General features: G+C 74.2%; 13 protein-coding genes. 8 read left to right on the top strand and 5 right to left on the bottom strand.

All coding sequences use genetic code 11. From position 1 onward, the window contains the following. Nucleotides 1-130 precede the first annotated feature (130 nt). The 3 genes from ACXJY8_RS07155 to ACXJY8_RS07165 form a co-directional block, all read right to left on the bottom strand. The gene (locus ACXJY8_RS07155) at nucleotides 131-1627 is read right to left on the bottom strand and encodes a septal ring lytic transglycosylase RlpA family protein (RefSeq protein WP_463778011.1); all 1497 of its coding nucleotides are present in this window, start codon (nucleotides 1625-1627) and stop codon (nucleotides 131-133) included. A 371-nt stretch (nucleotides 1628-1998) separates the two neighbouring features. Further along, nucleotides 1999-2313: a ribbon-helix-helix domain-containing protein gene (locus ACXJY8_RS07160; RefSeq protein WP_463778015.1), complete on the bottom strand. Its 315-nt coding sequence runs from the start codon at nucleotides 2311-2313 to the stop codon at nucleotides 1999-2001. Next, on the bottom strand, nucleotides 2297-2935 hold the full coding sequence (locus ACXJY8_RS07165; RefSeq protein WP_463778020.1) for a division plane positioning ATPase MipZ: 639 nt from the start codon (nucleotides 2933-2935) through the stop codon (nucleotides 2297-2299). The genes ACXJY8_RS07160 and ACXJY8_RS07165 overlap by 17 nt, the downstream gene beginning before the upstream one ends. 344 nt (nucleotides 2936-3279) lie before the next feature. On the opposite strand from ACXJY8_RS07165, the gene ACXJY8_RS07170 reads away from it, so the two are divergent. Continuing rightward, the gene (locus ACXJY8_RS07170) at nucleotides 3280-3855 is read left to right on the top strand and encodes a PAS domain-containing protein (RefSeq protein WP_463778024.1); all 576 of its coding nucleotides are present in this window, start codon (nucleotides 3280-3282) and stop codon (nucleotides 3853-3855) included. Nucleotides 3856-3910: 55 nt separating this feature from the next. On the opposite strand, the gene ACXJY8_RS07175 is transcribed toward ACXJY8_RS07170, so the two are convergent. Continuing rightward, the gene (locus ACXJY8_RS07175; protein WP_463778026.1) at nucleotides 3911-5182 is read right to left on the bottom strand and encodes a COG3904 family protein; all 1272 of its coding nucleotides are present in this window, start codon (nucleotides 5180-5182) and stop codon (nucleotides 3911-3913) included. A gap of 243 nt (nucleotides 5183-5425) precedes the next feature. Further along, a complete protein-coding gene (gene cobF, locus ACXJY8_RS07180) occupies nucleotides 5426-6196 on the bottom strand; it encodes a precorrin-6A synthase (deacetylating) (RefSeq protein ID WP_463778029.1) in 771 nt (256 codons plus the stop codon). 215 nt (nucleotides 6197-6411) lie between these two features. On the opposite strand from cobF, the gene ACXJY8_RS07185 reads away from it, so the two are divergent. The 7 genes from ACXJY8_RS07185 to ACXJY8_RS07215 all read left to right on the top strand — a co-directional run bounded on the left by ACXJY8_RS07185 (nucleotide 6412) and on the right by ACXJY8_RS07215 (nucleotide 16186). Beyond that, nucleotides 6412-6840 (top strand): hypothetical protein, encoded by a 429-nt coding sequence (locus ACXJY8_RS07185; protein ID WP_463778032.1) that lies wholly within the window; start codon nucleotides 6412-6414, stop codon nucleotides 6838-6840. A 93-nt stretch (nucleotides 6841-6933) separates the two neighbouring features. Then, nucleotides 6934-8673, top strand: coding sequence for an efflux RND transporter periplasmic adaptor subunit (locus ACXJY8_RS07190; protein ID WP_463778034.1), 1740 nt, complete (start codon nucleotides 6934-6936; stop codon nucleotides 8671-8673). Between the two features lie 12 nt (nucleotides 8674-8685). Next, a complete protein-coding gene (locus tag ACXJY8_RS07195) occupies nucleotides 8686-11829 on the top strand; it encodes an efflux RND transporter permease subunit (protein ID WP_463778038.1) in 3144 nt (1047 codons plus the stop codon). A gap of 34 nt (nucleotides 11830-11863) precedes the next feature. Next, nucleotides 11864-12289: a CopM family metallochaperone gene (gene copM / locus ACXJY8_RS07200; protein ID WP_463780456.1), complete on the top strand. Its 426-nt coding sequence runs from the start codon at nucleotides 11864-11866 to the stop codon at nucleotides 12287-12289. 75 nt (nucleotides 12290-12364) lie between these two features. Then, the gene (locus tag ACXJY8_RS07205; RefSeq protein ID WP_463778043.1) at nucleotides 12365-12883 is read left to right on the top strand and encodes a (2Fe-2S)-binding protein; all 519 of its coding nucleotides are present in this window, start codon (nucleotides 12365-12367) and stop codon (nucleotides 12881-12883) included. Further along, complete coding sequence (locus ACXJY8_RS07210; RefSeq protein WP_463778048.1) at nucleotides 12880-13962, top strand: FAD binding domain-containing protein; 1083 nt, start codon at nucleotides 12880-12882, stop codon at nucleotides 13960-13962. Before ACXJY8_RS07205 ends, ACXJY8_RS07210 begins: the two co-directional genes overlap by 4 nt. Then, nucleotides 13955-16186, top strand: coding sequence for a xanthine dehydrogenase family protein molybdopterin-binding subunit (locus ACXJY8_RS07215; RefSeq protein ID WP_463778054.1), 2232 nt, complete (start codon nucleotides 13955-13957; stop codon nucleotides 16184-16186). Before ACXJY8_RS07210 ends, ACXJY8_RS07215 begins: the two co-directional genes overlap by 8 nt. The last annotated feature ends 140 nt before the right edge of the window (nucleotides 16187-16326 follow it).

The raw sequence follows: 16326 nt of genomic DNA on the forward strand, positions 1-16326 counted from the left end.
GACCCGCGCATCGCCCCCACGATCAAGCGTGACGTTACAGGCATTCGGCGCCGAGATCGAACCCAAATCGCGTGCGGTTTCCATCGCGCGTCGATGCGTCCCGACGACCGCCGACGCGCCGCGGCGCGGCTCAGCGGGCCTCGGCGAACTGAGCGCGGGTCCGGGCCGGAGCCTTGGCCGCGACGGCCGCCCGCTCCGCGGAGACGCCCTTGGTTGCCGGAGCGACCTTGGCGGCGGAGGCGACCTTGGCCGCCGCGGCGGACGGACCCGAGGGCGCGGCCTTACCGAGAAGCGCGGTCTTGCCGAGAGGCGCGGCCTTGGCGAGAGGCGCGGCCTTGGCGAGCAGCACGGGCCCGGCCGCCTTGGTGCCGGCCGTCCTGGTGCCGGCCATCACCCTGGCGTCCGCCATCCGGGCGGCGGGCTGGGCATGAGCGCCCGTGCGGGACGAGGGCGCGTCGGCCGCCGGCCTGACGGGAGCGGCGGCGAAGCGGGCGGCGCCGCGCGGGTCGGCCTTGCCCGGGCCGGCACCGGCCTGGGCGAGCTTCGGCGCTCCCGGCCCCGGCCCCTTGCCGGTCGTCGGCGCGGCGGCGAGGCGGCTCGCGGCCTGCGGCTCGGGCCGCGCCCCGGCGAGCCGCAGCGGCGGCGGGGTCAGGCTGAGGGGCGCGGGCCGGGCGGCCGCCAGGGTCTCGCGCGGCTCGGACGGACTGTGCCGCACGGGCCGGAACCCGTCGGCCCGCGCGGCCGTCGGCTGCAGCGCGGCCGGAACCGCGACGGTGGCGGCGCTCGCCACCAGGATGGGGGCGGGCTTGACCGGGCGGGGCGCCGTCTCGGTCGCGGCGGTCTCCTCGACGGCCGGCCGATCCTCGGCCTCCTTGAAGGCCAGGGCCGGCCGGCTCGCCCGGGCGAGGCGCTCGGAGGAGCCCTGCGGCGCATCCGGACCGAGATCGGCCAGCATGACCGGCGCCGCGCCGCGGATGGCGGCGGGCTGGCCGTCGGTGCGCAGGGTGGCGAGGAGCTTGCGGTCGTCGCTGCCGGCGGTGGAGGCCTTGCCGGCATACTCGACGCGGACCCGCGCGGTGCCGCTGCGGCGGAATTCGAGGGCCTCGGCCACCTCCTCGGAGACGTCCATCAGGCGGTTGGCGTGATAGGGGCCGCGATCGTTCACCCGCACGATCATCGAGTGGCCGTTGGCGAGGTTGGTGACGCGGGCGTAGCTCGGCAGCGGCAGGGTCGGGTGCGCCGCCGCGATGGAGTGGCGGTCGAACACCTCGCCGTTGGCGGTCATGCGCCCGTGGAAGGCCGAGCCGTACCAGGAGGCCAGGCCCTCGCGCACATACCCCTTGGCGTCCTCGCGCGGGACGTAGGTGCGCCCGGCCACCACGTAGGGCTTGCCCGAGAAGCGGCGCCCGCCCCCCTTCGGGATCACGTCGCCCTCGTTGTAGAGGCGCGGACTGGCCTTGACGCCGTATTTCGGGTCGACCCCGGAGCCGCTCCCCGCGGGCCCGGCGAACTTCTGGGGATTCTGCGCGCAATTGGCGGTGGTGAGCGCCACGGCCGAGACCGCCAGCAGCCGCCAGAGCGGCAGCGGGGCCGGTCCCGGATGTCCCGGCTTCGTCTTACGCGCCATCGCGATGATCCGCCCCAGCCCCCGCCCCGATCCACACGCTACGCTTGGAAGGGACCGCCGGCGGGCGAGAGCAGGACCGGACGTACCCCCTCGGACGCGGCGCCGGGCGCCGCCTCCGAGACGGTCAGGAATGTCCGGATGACGTAAAGGAAGGCTGAACGCGGCCGGTCTTCGCGGCAGGCCCCGGGCTCGGCGACGGGTCGCCGGATCGAGTTCATGCCCTGGATGAGGCGAAGGCCGCAAGTGCCTGGCCCAGCTACGCGAAACGGTCTCACCGACGCTCGAGACCAGTCGGTCGTCCGCGTGGAAAGGGCGCGATCCGACACATCGAGAACTCCCGGCAAACCCTTGCCGGGGCTCGGGTTTCGGCCTCAGCGCCCGTCCGGCTCGTTGAGCTGGTCGATCGAGCGGGCGCCGCGCTGCTTGAACAGCAGGTCGAGGGCCTCGAGCATCAGGCCGTGCATCTTGGCGCGCTCCGCATGGGCGATGTCGCGCAGCTGATCGTAGACCGGCGGCTCCAGGTAGACCGACATCTGGCGGGCACGCTGCTTCAGCGTGGCGTTGGGGCGGCGAAGCGGGGGCGCTCCGGTGTCGAGCTGGACGATTTCGGCGGTCTGCTGGGGTTTGCCCGGCGGGGTCGAGGCGGCAACGATGGAGGCGAGGCTGAGCTTAGGCGGCTTTGGCATGCTTGCTCACCTGCATGCGCTTCTCGATCCAGCCCCAGAGCTTGCGCACCTCGGAGGCGGCCTGACCCTTGGGGTTGAACTCGGTGACGCCCTGGCCGACGCCGATGGCGTCCTGGTGGTCGGTCCGGGCGACGATGTTCACGTCCGGCAGGATGCCGAGCACGGCGAGGCCGTCGGCGGCGTCGCGGATGCGGTAGGAGCGCGGCGGGGTCTGGTTCAGCACGAAGGCGAACTTCTTCTCCAGGCGGTAGATCGCCGCCAGGGTCGGCTTGAAGGCGCGCAGGTCCGCCGGCGTCGGGCGGCACGGGATGATGCAGAGGTCGGCGGCGCGGATCGCCGAGAGGGTGCCGGCGGAATCGACGCCGGGCGTGTCGATGAAGACGTAGTCGTAGGCGGACTCGCGCAGCTGGGCCATCACGCCCTCGATCTGCGTCGCGTCGATCTGGGCCACTTCCGGGCCCTCGGCGGTGCGATGGTCGAGCCAGTCGCTGATCGTGGCCTGGCGGTCCATCTCGAGGATGCAGACCGAGAGGCCCCGCTCCTGGGCGGCGACCGCCAGGGAGATGCACAGCGTGCTCTTGCCGCTCCCCCCCTTCTGGGTGACGAACGTGATGGCTTTCATCCTGGCGTCCCTTCGCGAGCGTCGACGAGTTCGGGTGACGGTGGGGCGGACGGATCCGGCAGTCTGGATCGCCGGCGGACGGGGCGGGGGCCTTCCGTCCTGTGACCCAAGGATGCTGCGATCCCGGATGTCGCCGATCATGGTTAACCAACGGTTAAGCCCGACCGGACGGCCGAACCGCGAGATAGCAATCTCAAGTTGATTTTTTACCGTGAAATTGGCCCGATGCTCTTTCGCGATCCGGCTTTCCGCTCTACGATGCCGGCGTGCCGAGCACCGCGCGTTGTCGGATCGGCAACCTCAAGTCGTTATAACGGATTCGGTCCCGCCGGTTGAGGAGGCCCATGACGCGATCCCCGCCGCCGGATCCGGAGGCCGACATCCCCGGCGGCCTGCGGGCGGCCCTCGCAGCCTCGGGCGTGGTCGGCGCCTGGATGCACGACATCTGGGCGGACCGTCTCGTCGTCTCGGCCCCGGTGGCCCGGGCCCTCGGGTGGTCGCCGGAGGAGGGCGCGCGGGGCGTGCCGCTGTCCGCCCTCCTCTCCGGCACCCATGACGAGGACCGCGCCCGCCTCGACAACGCCCTCCAGGCGGCGATCACCCGGGGCGGGGCCTTCGCGGTGGCCTTCCGCACCCGGGCCCCGCGCTGGCTGAACCTGCGCGGACGCATCGAGCCCGACGCCGCCGGGCGGCCGGCGCGGGCGCTCGGCATCGTCCTCGAACTGGCCGAGGACCGGGTCGACGGCGCCCGGGATCAGCACGCGGTGAACCGGATGGCCGAGCATGCCATCGCCCTGCGCGGCCTCGCCGACGATCTCGCCCGGCCCGGCCTGTCGCGGCTCCTCGACCGCCTGATGGTCGAGATCGGCCACGAACTCGCCCGCCACCTCCGGGACGCCCCGGACGGCCAGCGGCACTGAGCCGCCGCCCGGAGCCGCGAGGCAGAATTTGCGAGGCAGAATTTGCGAGGCAGGATCAGCGGGGCAGGGCCGCGGCCTCCTGCGCGGGGCGGACCCGGTGGTTCGCGAGGGCGCGCAGGGCCGCTCCGGCCCCGGGCCGCGCCAGGGCCTCGCGGTAGGCCGCGATCAGGCCGGCGCAGTCGCGGGCGATCCGGGCTGGGGCGAGGGGCGGGGCGCTCCGGTCGCCCGCCTCCTGCCCGGCGGCGCGGGCGAGGACGCGGGCCGCCGCGTCGTCGGCCAGGACCTCCTGTGCCGCCAGCAGGTCGCCCTCCCCGCCGATGGCGAGGCAGGCCTCCGGGCCGGCGTGCCGCATCGCCCGCAGCAGGACCCGGCCCGCCTCGACCCAGGTGGCGTCGTCGGCCCCGCGCAGGATGCGGGCGACGGCGCGTCTGGCCCGGGCCCGCAGACGGTCGAGGGCCGCGCCCTCGGGCAGTCCGGCCCGGTAGCCGTCGAGATAGGCGGCCGCCAGGGCGTCGAGGACGTCGCCCTGCCCCGCGAGGGCGTCGAGGAGCGGCAGCGCGCGCAGGATCGCCGCCCGGGCGCCGGCGGGGCTCGGATCATCGTCGAGGGTGGAATCGGGGAAGCGGTCGGTGTCGACGAGCTCGGTGGCGACCCGGGCCTGGACCAGGCTGGCGGGCTCCGGGATCCAGAGGCTGTCGGAGGCGACGCCCAGCGCCCGCGCGGCGAAGGCCGGGTCGACCCCGGCGGCCACGTAGGCCGCCCGCTCGGCCGAGGCGTCGGCCTGGACCACCTGCCCGAACAGGCCGGGATCGTAGGGCGCATGGAAGCCGAGGCGGCCGCTCGTCACCAGGTAGCGCTCGGCGCCCCGCACGAAGGCGAGCGTGCAGGCGGAGACGCAGTAATCGGGCACGTAGGTGTCAAGCCTGCGGGCGGCGATGAGATCGCCGATCGCCGTCGCCTCCTCCACGAGGCCGCCCTCGCTGGTGAGATGGATGCGCGTCACCTCCGGATGGGCGGCGAGCAGCTCGGCCAGGCGCACGGCCGTTCCCGTCCCGATCTCCCCGGCGAACCGGATGTCGCGCCCGTACGGCCCGAGGGCGATGCGCGCCGGAGGCCCGGGCAGCTGGGTGCGGAAGTGGTCCTCCAGGCGCAGGGACAGGGCGGCATAAGCCGAACCGAGGGCGGGAAGCGCCCCGGCAACGCCCAGGACCGCGACCCCCAGAACCGCGACTCCCAGGACGGCGGCGCCCGCGACCAGCATCGCGCCGAGCGGCCGCACGAGACCCCGTCCCCCGAACCCGTCGGCCCGAACCCCGTGCACCGCCATCCGCAAGCCCTCCCGATCCCGGCCGGCGACAGTCGTCGTCCCGGCAGGATCGGCCGATTATTGGCCCCGCGAAGTCTCACGCAAACACCCTGCCAGCTCTCGGACAGTCACGGGTCGCGTCTGGATTGGAGGAAAGGGATTTTTGTTGATGTGTCCCCGCCGCAACGCGGGAGAATCCCCTGTCGGGCGGGCCGGAGGCCGGAGTATCCTTCCGGCGGATGGGCGACCATGTCGCAGGCGATGTCAGTCCGGGCCGGGCCGCTCGGGCGGACGCAGGAGATAGGTGTCCATGATCCACCCGTGGCGGGTGCGGGCGGCCTCGCGCACGGCGCCGATCTCGGCGGCGACGTCGCCGAGGCGGCCCGAGACCAGGATCTCGTCGGCGGTCCCCAGGAAGGCGCCCCAGTAGATCGTCAGGTCCGGGTCGAGGTGGTCGAAGCGGGGCCGGCCGTCGAGCATCACCACGGTGGCGTCGGCGCCCGCGGGCAGGCCGCCGGCGATCTGCCGGCCGGTGGTGATGGTGATCGGCCCGCCGATGCGGTTGAGGGGGATGCGGTGGCCGGCCGCGAGCGCCTGGACGCTGGTGATCCCCGGGATCACCCGGACGGCGAGGTCCATGGCTCCGCGGGCCAGGATGCGGTCGATGATCCGCAGGGTGCTGTCGTAGAGGGAGGGGTCGCCCCAGACCAGGATGGCGCCGCAGCCCTCCGGGCCGAGCTCGCGCGCGATCATCGCCTCGTAGAGGGCCGCCCGCGCGGCGTGCCAGGCCTCGACGGTGGCCCCGTAATCGGACGGATTGCGGTCGCGCTCGGGGTCCTGCGCCTCCACGAAGCGATAGGGCTTCTCGGTGAGGTAGCGGGCGCAGATCTCCCGGCGCAGGTCGACGAGGTCGGCCTTGGCGCGGCCCTTGTCGAGGGCGAAGACCACGTCGGCGGTGTTCAGGGCGCGGATCGCCTGGATCGTCATGTGCTCGGGGTTGCCGGTGCCGATCCCGATCACCAGGAGAGTTCTCATCGCGCGCCGTCCTCCGCTCCGCCCGGGGCGGGCCCCGGGCCGCCCGCTTAGACCATGCGGCGGGCGAGGGGAACCGTGGCGGCGAGAAACCCCCTGCGTTCCCAGTCCCTTAGGGCGCGCCGGGGTGTCCGCCGGCACGCCGCGCGCGAAAACCGGCCTGTCGCCGCCCGGCCGCGCGTGCTATGCCTCGCCCCGACATGACTCGCGTCCGGCACATGGCACTCTGGCTCGCGGCGGTGATCCTCCTGATCGCCGTCGGCCTCGTGCCGTCCGCCGCCGAGGCCCATGGCGGTCACGCGCATGCCGCCGGCGTCGCCGCGGCCGCCCTCCCCCCGGCCGCCGCCGCCGAGATCCGGACCGGCGGCGCGGCGCGGATGCTCCTGCCCGAGGCCGCCGTCCGGACGGTCGTCGCGCTGGCGCCCGCTCCGGTGCGGGCCCTGAGCAGCGGCGCCTGCGAGGGCGGCTGCTGCAATGCCGGCTGCCGCAGCCCGAATTCCTGCTGCACCGGGGCCGGACTCGTCCCCGACAGCGACGTCGCGGCCGGTCCGCGCAGGCCCGGCGACCGCGCCCTGGCGCGCGCCCTCCCCGCCCGGACGGACGTCGTCCCGGAAGCCCTCCCCGAACCCCCCAGATTCGACGCCTGACGCTGCCCCGCGTCCGGCAGGCGCTCGAGACTCCCGACGGAGGCTCGAGGCCGGGACGCCGTTCCGTGCTCCTCGGCGAAAGAATCCCGGTCCATGTTCCGTTTCCTCGCGGCCGCCCTGCGCGCGCTCGCCCTCTTGGTCGCCCTCGCGCTCCCGGCGTTCCTAGCGTCCCCCGCCCTGCCCGTCCTGTCCGGACCGGCCCTCGCCCACGAGGGCCACGACCACGGCGCGGAGGCGCCGCCGGCCCCGGCCGCGACCGCCCCGCGGGCGGAGGCCGTCTCCGAGCGCTTCGAGCTCGTCGCCGTGGTGCAGGGCACCGACCTCGTGCTCTACCTCGACGCCTTCGCCACCAACGCCCCCGTCCCGGAGGCGGGCGTCGCCGTGATGACGCCGGAGGGCCGGCGCAAGGCGGCCGAGACGGCCCCCGGCACCTACCGGCTCGCGGCCCCCTGGCTCGCGACCGGGGACGACCACGACCTCGTGGTCGGCGTCTCGGCCGAGGGCCGGACCGACCTCCTCAACCTCGACCTCCACCTGCCCGGGCCGGCGGAGGGCCCGGCCGCCGGGCCTTCGGCCCAGGGGGCCGCCACCCTGGCCGACCGCCTCGCCCGGCAGAACCCGGCGGCGCTGGCGGCCGGGGGCTTCCTGATGGGGCTCGGGGCGTTCGCCCTGGCGCGCCGACGGCGGGGGGGGCCGGTCCTGGTCGCCCTCCTGGCGGTCGGGGCGACGCTGGTGCTCGCCCTCTTCCTCGGCGGCGCCGCGCAGGCGCACGAGGGCCACGGGCCCGACGCGACGGAGCCGCCGGTCACCCCGGCGGCACTGACCGGCGGCACCCTGATGGAGCGGGCGCGCCGCCTGCCCGACGGCTCGGTCTTCGTGCCGAAATCGCTCCAGCGCCTGCTCGCCCTGCGCACCGGCCTGACCGCTGAGGCCTCCGTCACCCGCAGCGCCGAGCTGCCGGGCCGGATCATCCCCGACCCGAACGCCAGCGGCGTGGTGCAATCCTCCGTGGGCGGCCGGCTCGCCCCGCCGGAGCGGGGCTTCCCCCGCCTCGGCACGCGGGTGGCCCGCGGCGACGTGCTCGCCACCGTGACCCCGCCGGTCCAGGCGGTGGACGTCTCCGACATGCGCCAGCGCCAGGGCGAGCTCGACCAGCAGATCGCCATCCTGGAGCGCCGGGTCGGGCGCTTCGAGCGGCTCTCCACCACTGGCGCGGTGGCGCAGACCCAGCTCGACGACGCCCGCTCGGAACTCGGCGGCCTGCGGGACCGCCGCGCCGCCCTCGACGCCATCCGGCGCGAGCCCGAATCCCTCGTCGCCCCCGTCGACGGCGTCGTCGCCGAGGCGAACGCGGTGGCGGGCGCCATGGCGGCCCCCGGCACGGTGGTCTACCGCATCGTCGATCCGGCCAAGCTCTGGGTCGAGGCCCTGAGCTTCGAGGCGCTGGCCGAGGGCAGCCGGGCCACCGCCCGGCTCGGCGACGGCGGCACCCTGCGGCTCGCCTATCGCGGCACGGGCCTCGCCGACCGCAACCAGGCGGTCCCGGTCCAGTTCGCCATCGAGGGCGACGGGCGCGGCCTGCGTCTCGGCCAGTTCGTGACCGTGCTGGCCCCCATCGGCCAGGCCCGCCCCGGCCTGCCGGTGGCGCGCTCCGGCGTCGTGCGGGCGGAGGGCGGCAGCCTCGTCTACGAGCATGTCAGCGCCGAGCGCTTCATGGGCCGCCCGGTGCGGGTGGCGCCGCTCGATGCCGACCGGATGCTGGTGGAGGACGGGATCGCGGCCGGGCACCGCGTCGTCGTCCAGGGCGCCGAGCTCCTCGACCAGATCCGCTGAGAGGAGCCCCCGATGTTCGAGACCATCGTCGCGCAGTCCCTGCGCAACCGCCTGCTCGTGCTGGCGCTCGCCGCCGCCCTGGTGCTGACCGGGCTCCTCGCCCTCACCCGCCTGCCCGTGGACGTGCTGCCGGACCTCAACCGCCCCACCGTCACGGTGATGACGGAGGCCGAGGGGCTCGCCCCCCCGGAGGTCGAGCAGCGCGTCACCTACCCGATCGAGACCCGGATGAACGGCCTGCCCGGCGTCACCCGGGTGCGCTCGGTCTCGGGCATCGGCCTGTCCATCGTCACCGTCGAGTTCGCCTGGGAGGCCGACCTGTACCGGGCCCGCCAGTTCGTGGCCGAGCGCCTGGCGCTGGCCCGCTCGGAACTCCCCGCCAACGTGATGCCCCAGATGGGGCCGGTCTCCTCCATCATGGGCGGCATCCTGCTGGTGGCGGTGACCTCCGAGACCGCGACGCCGATGCAGCTGCGCGAGACCGCCGACTTCACCATCCGGCCGCGCCTCCTGGCGATCCCGGGGGTGGCGCAGGTCATCCCCATCGGCGGCGAGGTGCGCCAGTTCCGGGTGGCGCCGAACCCAGCCGCCATGCGGGCGCTGGGCGTCAGCCACGCCGCCCTGACCCAGGCGCTCGAAGGCTTCGGCACCAATGCGGGCGGCGGCTTCACCGATGCGGGCGCCCGCGAGGTGCTGATCCGCGCCATCGGCCGGACCATCGACCTCGACGACCTGCGCAACCTCGTGGTGGGCACCCCGGCCGGGCCGGTCTACCTGCGCCAGGTCGCCGAGGTGGACTTCGCCCCCCGCCCGCGGCGCGGCGACGGCGGCTACATGGGCAAGTCCGCCGTGATCGTCTCGGTGGAGAAGCAGCCGGGCGTCGACACCGTGCGGCTGACGAAGACCGTGGAAGACGCCCTGGCCCAGCTCGGCCCCAGCCTGCCCCCCGGCATCGCGGCGGAAAAGATCCTGTTCCGGCAGGCGGACTTCATCGAGACCTCCCTGCACAACGTGGTGCAGGTGCTGCTCGAGGCCGTGGCCGTGGTGGCTTTGGTGCTGTTCGCCTTCCTGATGAACGCGCGCACCACCCTGATCTCGCTCACCGCGATCCCGGTCTCGATCCTCGCCACCGCGGCGATCTTCTCCGCCCTGGGGCTGTCCATCAACACGATGACGCTGGGCGGCCTCGCCATCGCCATCGGCGAGCTCGTCGACGACGCGGTGGTGGATGTCGAGAACATCCTGCGGCGCCTGCGCGAGAACCGGCAGGAGATCCTGAATGGGGGCGCGCCCCGCTCGGCCTTCGCGGTGATCGTGGCGGCCTCCAACGAGGTCCGCTCCGGCATCGTCTACGCGACCGTGATCATCTGCCTCGTCTTCGTGCCGCTCTTCGCCCTCTCGGGCATCGAGGGCCGGCTCTTCGCGCCGCTGGGGCAGGCCTACATCATCGCGATCCTGTCGAGCCTGCTCGTGTCCCTGACCCTGACCCCGGCCCTGGCCTCCTGGCTGCTGCCCGGCCTCAAGGGCCTCGAGGCGCCGGAGGGCCAGCTGATCCGCGGGCTCAAGGCCGGGAACGCCCGGCTGGTGGGCTTCGCCTTCGGCCACCAGCGTCTCGTGATGGCCGGCGCCGTGGCCGGCGTCGCCCTCGCGGCCTTCGCCGCCACCACCCTGCCGCGGGCCTTCCTGCCGCAGTTCAACGAGGGCTCCTTCACCGTCAACCTCGCCTTCACGCCGGGCATCTCGCTCGCCGAGTCGAGCCGGATCGGCGCCATCGCGGAGGGTCTGGTGCTCGACATCCCGGAGGTGGACCGGGTCGGGCGCCGCACCGGCCGGGCCGAGCTCGACGAGCACGCCGAGGGCGTCCACTCCACCGATCTCGAGATCGGCATGAAGCCGAAGGGGCGCCCGCGCGAGGCGATCGTGGCGGACTTGCGCGCCCGCCTCGGGGTGCTGCCGGTCTCGGTCAATATCGGCCAGCCGATCTCGCACCGCCTCGACCACATGCTCTCGGGGGTCAGGGCCGAGATCGCCCTGAAGCTGTTCGGCGAGGACCTCGACGGCCTGCGCCGCACGGCGGAGGCCCTCAAGACGGCGTTCGAGACGATCCCCGGCATCGCGGATCTCGCCATCGAGAAGCAGGTCCGCATCCCGCAGCTCGAGGTCCGGGTCGATTCCGGCCGGGCCGCCCTCTACGGCGTCGCCCCCGGCGCCGTGGTCGAGGCGGTGAGCCGGCTGGCCAACGGGCGGGTGGTCTCCACCCTGGTCGACGGCCTGCGCCGCTACGACGTCACCCTGCGGCTGCCGGAATCCGGCCGCTCGGTGGCGGCCCTGCGCGAACTCCTCATCGAGACGCCCACCGGCTGGGTCCCGGCCCATGCGCTGGCCGACATCACCGAGCGCGACGGCCCCAACCAGATTCTTCGCGAGAACGGCCGGCGCAGGCTGGTCGTGCAGGCCAACACCCAGGCGGGGGCGGACGGCTCGGCCGTGGCCGCCGCCATGGCCGGGACCCTGGCGCGGACCGCCCTGCCCCAGGGCATCACCGCGAGCCTGGAGGGCGCGTTCCAGGCGCAAGGGGAGGCGACCCGCACCATCGGGCTCCTCAGCCTCGTCTCGCTGGCCCTGGTCTTCGCGCTTCTGGCGAGCCGCTACCGCTCCGGCGTGCTCGCCCTCATCGTCATGGGCAACGTGCCGCTGGCGCTGATCGGCAGCGTCGCGGCGCTGTTCGTCGCGGGGCTGCCCCTCTCGGTCGCCTCGATGATCGGGTTCGTGACCCTCACCGGCATCGTCGCCCGCAACGGCATCCTGAAGATCAGCCACATCCTGAATCTGGGGCTGACCGAGGGCCTGCCCTTCGGGCCGGCCCTGGTGCTGCGGGCCAGCAACGAGCGGCTGGTGCCGGTGCTGATGACGGCGCTGGCCGCCGGCATCGCCCTGGTGCCGCTCCTCGTCGACGGCACCGCCCCCGGCAAGGAGATCCTCCACCCGGTCGCCGTGACCATCTTCGGCGGCCTGTTCAGCGCCACCCTCCTCGACGCGGCGCTCACCCCCGTCCTCGTCCTGCGCTTCGGCCGGGGCGCCTTCGCCCGCCTCCAGGCGGCGCAGATTCCGGCTCCGCCCCCTGCCGCGGGCGCCCCCGCCCCGGCCCTGTTCTGATTCCACGGAGATGACCCCCATGAAGAGCGACCCCATGAAGACCGCGACCGCCTTCCTCGCCGCCCTCGCCCTCCTCGCCCTGACGGGCGCGGCCCCGGCCCATGAGGATCACCCCGCGGGGGACGGCCACGACCACGGCCACGGCACGCCGGGCCACCAGCACGCGGCGAAGGCCGGGGCCGCCTCGCCCTCCACCAGGGCCTTCCAGGAAGCCGCCATGCGCATGCACGGCGACATGGAGATCCGCTATTCCGGCGACGTCGACCGCGACTTCGCCGCCGGCATGATCCCGCACCATGCGGGCGCCATCGCCATGGCGCGGGTCGCCCTGCAATACTCGAAGGACCCGGAGGTCCGGGCGCTGGCCGAGAGCATCGTCAAGGCGCAGGACACCGAGATCGCGCAGATGCGGGCCATCCTGGCGCGCAAGGAGGCGGAGGCGAAGGCGGCCGGGCGCTGAGGGCCCCCCTGGTCGGGCCCCGCGCCGGTTCTATCTGGAGCCTTTCCAGACAAGCCGGCCGGAGGTGTCCCCCGCATGAGCTTTTCCATCACGCTGACCGTGAACGGGGCAGCGCGCAGCGTCGTCCTGGAGGATGCGCGCGTCACCCTCCTCGATCTTCTGCGCGAGCGCCTCGACCTCACCGGGGCCAAGAAGGGCTGCGACCGGGGCCAGTGCGGCGCCTGCACCATCCTGGTCGACGGGGTCCGGGTGAATTCCTGCCTGGCGCTGGCCGTCAGCCACGACGGGGCCGCGATCACCACGATCGAGGGGCTCGCCGCGGGCGACGCCCTGCACCCGGTCCAGGCCGCCTTCCTGGAGCATGACGGCTTCCAGTGCGGCTTCTGCACCCCGGGCCAGATCCTCAGCGCGGTCGGCCTGATCCAGGAGGGCCAGACCGGGGGCGACCCCGAGCGGGTGCGCGAGGGCATGAGCGGGAATCTCTGCCGCTGCGGCGCCTATGCGGGCATCACGCAGGCGGTGCTCGCCGCCCACACGGCGATCACGGGACCGGACGTCCTGCCCGGCCGCCAGCTCGCGGAGGATGCGGCGTGAAGGCCTTCGACTACATCCGCGCGACCAGCGTCGCCGAGGCGGTGGCGGCTGCCGCCCGGCCCGGCGCCGCCTATCTCGCCGCCGGCACCAACCTCGTCGACCTGATGAAGGGCGGGATCAGCCGGCCGGACATCCTGGTGGACATCACCCGCCTGCCCGGCCTCGACCGGATCGAGCACGGCGCCGACGGGTCGACCCGGATCGGCGCCCTGGTGCGCAACGCCGCCCTGGCGCACGACGCGACCATCGCCCGGCGCTACCCGGCCTTCGCCGAAGCCCTGCTCTCGGGGGCCTCGGGCCAGCTCCGCAACGCCGCCACCACCGCCGGCAACGTGCTGCAGCGGACGCGCTGCCAGTATTTCTACGACACCGCCAGCGCCTGCAACAAGCGCGACCCCGGCGCCGGCTGCGCGGCGCTGGGCGGCGTCACCCGGAGCCACGCGGTGCTCGGCTGGAGCGAGCACTGCATCGCCACCCATCCGTCGGACTTCTGCGTGCCGCTGGCAGCCCTCGACGCCAGCGTCGAGATCGCGGGCCCCGGCGGCACCCGCTCCGTGCCCCTGGAGGCCTTCCACCGCCTGCCGGGCGACCACCCTGAGCGCGAGACCGTGCTGGAGCCGGGCGACCTCGTCGTCGCCGTCACCCTGCCGCCCGAAGCGGAAGCCTTCGCCGGCCACAGCCGCTACCTCAAGGTCCGCGAGCGCACCTCCTACGCCTTCGCGGTGGTCTCGGCGGCCGTGGGTCTGCGGATGGACGGGGACCGGATCGGGCAGGCCCGTATCGCGCTCGGCAGCGTCGCCCTGAAGCCCTGGCGCGCCCGGGCGGCGGAGGATCTGCTGGCCGGTGCCGCCCCCACGCCCGAGGCCTTCGCGAAGGCGGCCGAGGCGGCCCTGGTCGAGGCCAGGCCCTCGGGCGACAACGCCTACAAGATCGAGCTCGCCCGCCGCATCGTGGTCCGCGCGCTCACCCTGGCGGCCGCCGGCACCCCGGACCGCGTCCCCGCGCTTCCCGCGAGTCCCTTTGCGGCCAGCCCCTTCGCCCCCCTCACCCCCCCGGCCGGAGCCCCCGCCCATGCCTGAGCGTCAGCGCCACGGCGCCTCCATCGGCCAGCCGCTGACCCGGCGCGACGGCCACGCCAAGATCACCGGAGCGGCCCGCTACAGCGCGGATGTCAGGCCCGAGGGCCTCGCCCACGCGGTGATGGCGGTGAGTTCGGTCGCCCGCGGCCGGGTCACCCACCTCGACGTCGCGGCGGCGGAAGCGCATCCCGGCGTCGTCGCGGTGATGACGCCGGAGAACGCCCCGGCGCTCGCCAAGTCGCCGGACCTGAAGGACAATCCCTTCGCGTTCCGCCTCGACCTCCTGCAGAACGACGGCGTGCGCTACGCCAACCAGCCGATCGCGGTGGTGATCGCCGAGACGCTGGAAGCCGCCACCGAGGGGGCGGCCCTGCTGGCGCCCCGCTACGAATCGGAGCCCGTCAGCGTCGCCCTCGGGGCCGGCGAGATCTTCCGCCCCGAGAGCATCGGGGCCGGCTCGGCCACCGACGAGGGCTCCGGCGACCTCGCCGCCGGCATGGCGGCGGCCGAGACCCGGATCGAGGCGACCTACGACACGGCCTCGCAGTACCACAACGCCCTGGAGCCCCATGCCAGCGTGGCGCAGTGGGACGGCGACCGCCTGACCCTGTACACGCCGACCCAGGCGCTCTGGATCGCCAAGGGCCGGCTCGCCGGCCTGTTCGGCATCCCGGCGGAGAACATCCACGTGGTCTGCCACTATCTCGGCGGCGGCTTCGGCTCGAAGGGCTTCATCGCGGCGCCGCAGATCCTCGGGATCATGGCGGCGAAGCTCGTCGGGCGCCCGGTCAAGCTGGTGACCCGGCGCGAGCAGATGTTCGGTCCTGTCGGCCACCGCGCCGCCACGCGCCAGACCCTGAAGCTCGGCGCCTCCCGGGACGGCACCCTCACGGCCCTGGACCACCACACCCTGACCCTGACGAGCCGGCACGACGACTTCGTCGAGCCCTCCGGCATCCTCTCGCGCCACCTCTACGCGGCCGGCGCGATCGCGACCACGCACGCGGTCTCCCGGGCCGATATCGGCACCCCGATCTTCATGCGCGCCCCCGGCGAGGCCTCGGGCAGCGTCGCGGTGGAGAGCGCCCTCGACGAGCTCGCCCTGGCGCTCGACCTCGACCCCCTGGAAATCCGCCTGCGCAACTACGCCGAGGTCGAGCCGATCAGCCATCGGCCGTTCTCCTCGAAGGCCCTGCGCGAATGCTACGCGCAAGGGGCCGAGCGCTTCGGCTGGGCCGCCCGGCCGCGCCGGCCGCGCCAGATGCGCGACGCCGACGGGCTCCTGGTCGGCTGGGGCCTCGGCACCGCCACCTACCCGGCCGGGATGATGCAGGGCGAGGCCCGGGCCACGATCCGGGCCGACGGCAGCGCGCTGATCGAGACCGCCGCCCAGGACATGGGCCAGGGCGCCTGGACGGTGCTGGCCCAGATCGGCGCCGACGGGCTCGGGCTCCCGATCGAGCGGGTCGAGCTGCGCATCGGCGATTCCAACCTGCCGAACGGCGGCCTGGCCGGCGGCTCCACCGGCACCGCCACCAGCGGCACGGCGGTGGACAACGCCGCCAAGGCCGCCATCGCGGCCCTGGCGGAGCTCGCCGTCAACGACCGCGCCTCGCCCCTCTACGGCGCCGGCAATGCCGGCGTCACCGCCGCCGACGGCCGCCTCGCCCGCCGGGACGACCCCGCCCGCTCCGAATCCTTCGGCGAGATCCTGGCCCGCGCCGGAAAGGTCTCCGTCGAGGCGAAGGGACAGGGCCAGGGCGACCCGGCCGCGCAGAAGACCTACGCGATGCACGCGCACGGGGCGGTCTACGCGGAGGTCAAGGTCGATCCCGATCTCGGCCAGATCCGGGTGACGCGCCTCGTCGGCGCCTTCGCGGCCGGGCGGATCATCAACCCGCACCTCGTGCGCAGCCAGTATTACGGCGGCATGATCTGGGGCGTGTCCCTGGCCCTGCACGAGCACGCGCTGCTCGATCCGCGCTCGGGCCGGGTGATGAACGGGAACCTGGCCGAGTACCACATCCCGGTGAATGCCGACGTGCCCGCGATGGAGGCGATCCTGGTGGAGGAGCACGATCCGCACGTGAACCCGCTCGGCGTCAAGGGCGTCGGCGAGATCGGCATCACCGGCACCGCCGGCGCCATCGCCAACGCGGTCTGGCACGCCACCGGCGTGCGGGTGCGCGACATCCCCATCACCCTCGACCGGCTGCTGGGCTGAGACCGGAGCGCGCGGCGGCGCCCGGTCCGGGCGCCGTCACGAAAGCTTGACCACGGCCTGAAACGCGCGAGTCGTTAACTACGTAAGATCAGGATCGCCACGACGGACTTGAGCCCCGTCCCGGCCGTCCAGATTCAAGC

This window comes from Methylobacterium sp. TK31 (assembly GCF_055361545.1).

Excerpts from the sequence above, each read along its gene's own strand:
- ACXJY8_RS07185 (WP_463778032.1), top strand. The coding sequence starts at position 6,412 with ATGGCACTCTGGCTCGCGGCGGTGATCCTCCTGATCGCCGTCGGCCTC.
- ACXJY8_RS07190 (WP_463778034.1), top strand. The coding sequence starts at position 6,934 with ATGTTCCGTTTCCTCGCGGCCGCCCTGCGCGCGCTCGCCCTCTTGGTC.
- ACXJY8_RS07195 (WP_463778038.1), top strand. The coding sequence starts at position 8,686 with ATGTTCGAGACCATCGTCGCGCAGTCCCTGCGCAACCGCCTGCTCGTG.
- ACXJY8_RS07160 (WP_463778015.1), bottom strand. The coding sequence starts at position 2,313 with ATGCCAAAGCCGCCTAAGCTCAGCCTCGCCTCCATCGTTGCCGCCTCG.
- ACXJY8_RS07215 (WP_463778054.1), top strand. The coding sequence starts at position 13,955 with ATGCCTGAGCGTCAGCGCCACGGCGCCTCCATCGGCCAGCCGCTGACC.
- ACXJY8_RS07175 (WP_463778026.1), bottom strand. The coding sequence starts at position 5,182 with ATGGCGGTGCACGGGGTTCGGGCCGACGGGTTCGGGGGACGGGGTCTC.
- ACXJY8_RS07205 (WP_463778043.1), top strand. The coding sequence starts at position 12,365 with ATGAGCTTTTCCATCACGCTGACCGTGAACGGGGCAGCGCGCAGCGTC.
- ACXJY8_RS07155 (WP_463778011.1), bottom strand. The coding sequence starts at position 1,627 with ATGGCGCGTAAGACGAAGCCGGGACATCCGGGACCGGCCCCGCTGCCG.
- ACXJY8_RS07165 (WP_463778020.1), bottom strand. The coding sequence starts at position 2,935 with ATGAAAGCCATCACGTTCGTCACCCAGAAGGGGGGGAGCGGCAAGAGC.
- copM (WP_463780456.1), top strand. The coding sequence starts at position 11,864 with ATGAAGACCGCGACCGCCTTCCTCGCCGCCCTCGCCCTCCTCGCCCTG.
- cobF (WP_463778029.1), bottom strand. The coding sequence starts at position 6,196 with ATGAGAACTCTCCTGGTGATCGGGATCGGCACCGGCAACCCCGAGCAC.
- ACXJY8_RS07170 (WP_463778024.1), top strand. The coding sequence starts at position 3,280 with ATGACGCGATCCCCGCCGCCGGATCCGGAGGCCGACATCCCCGGCGGC.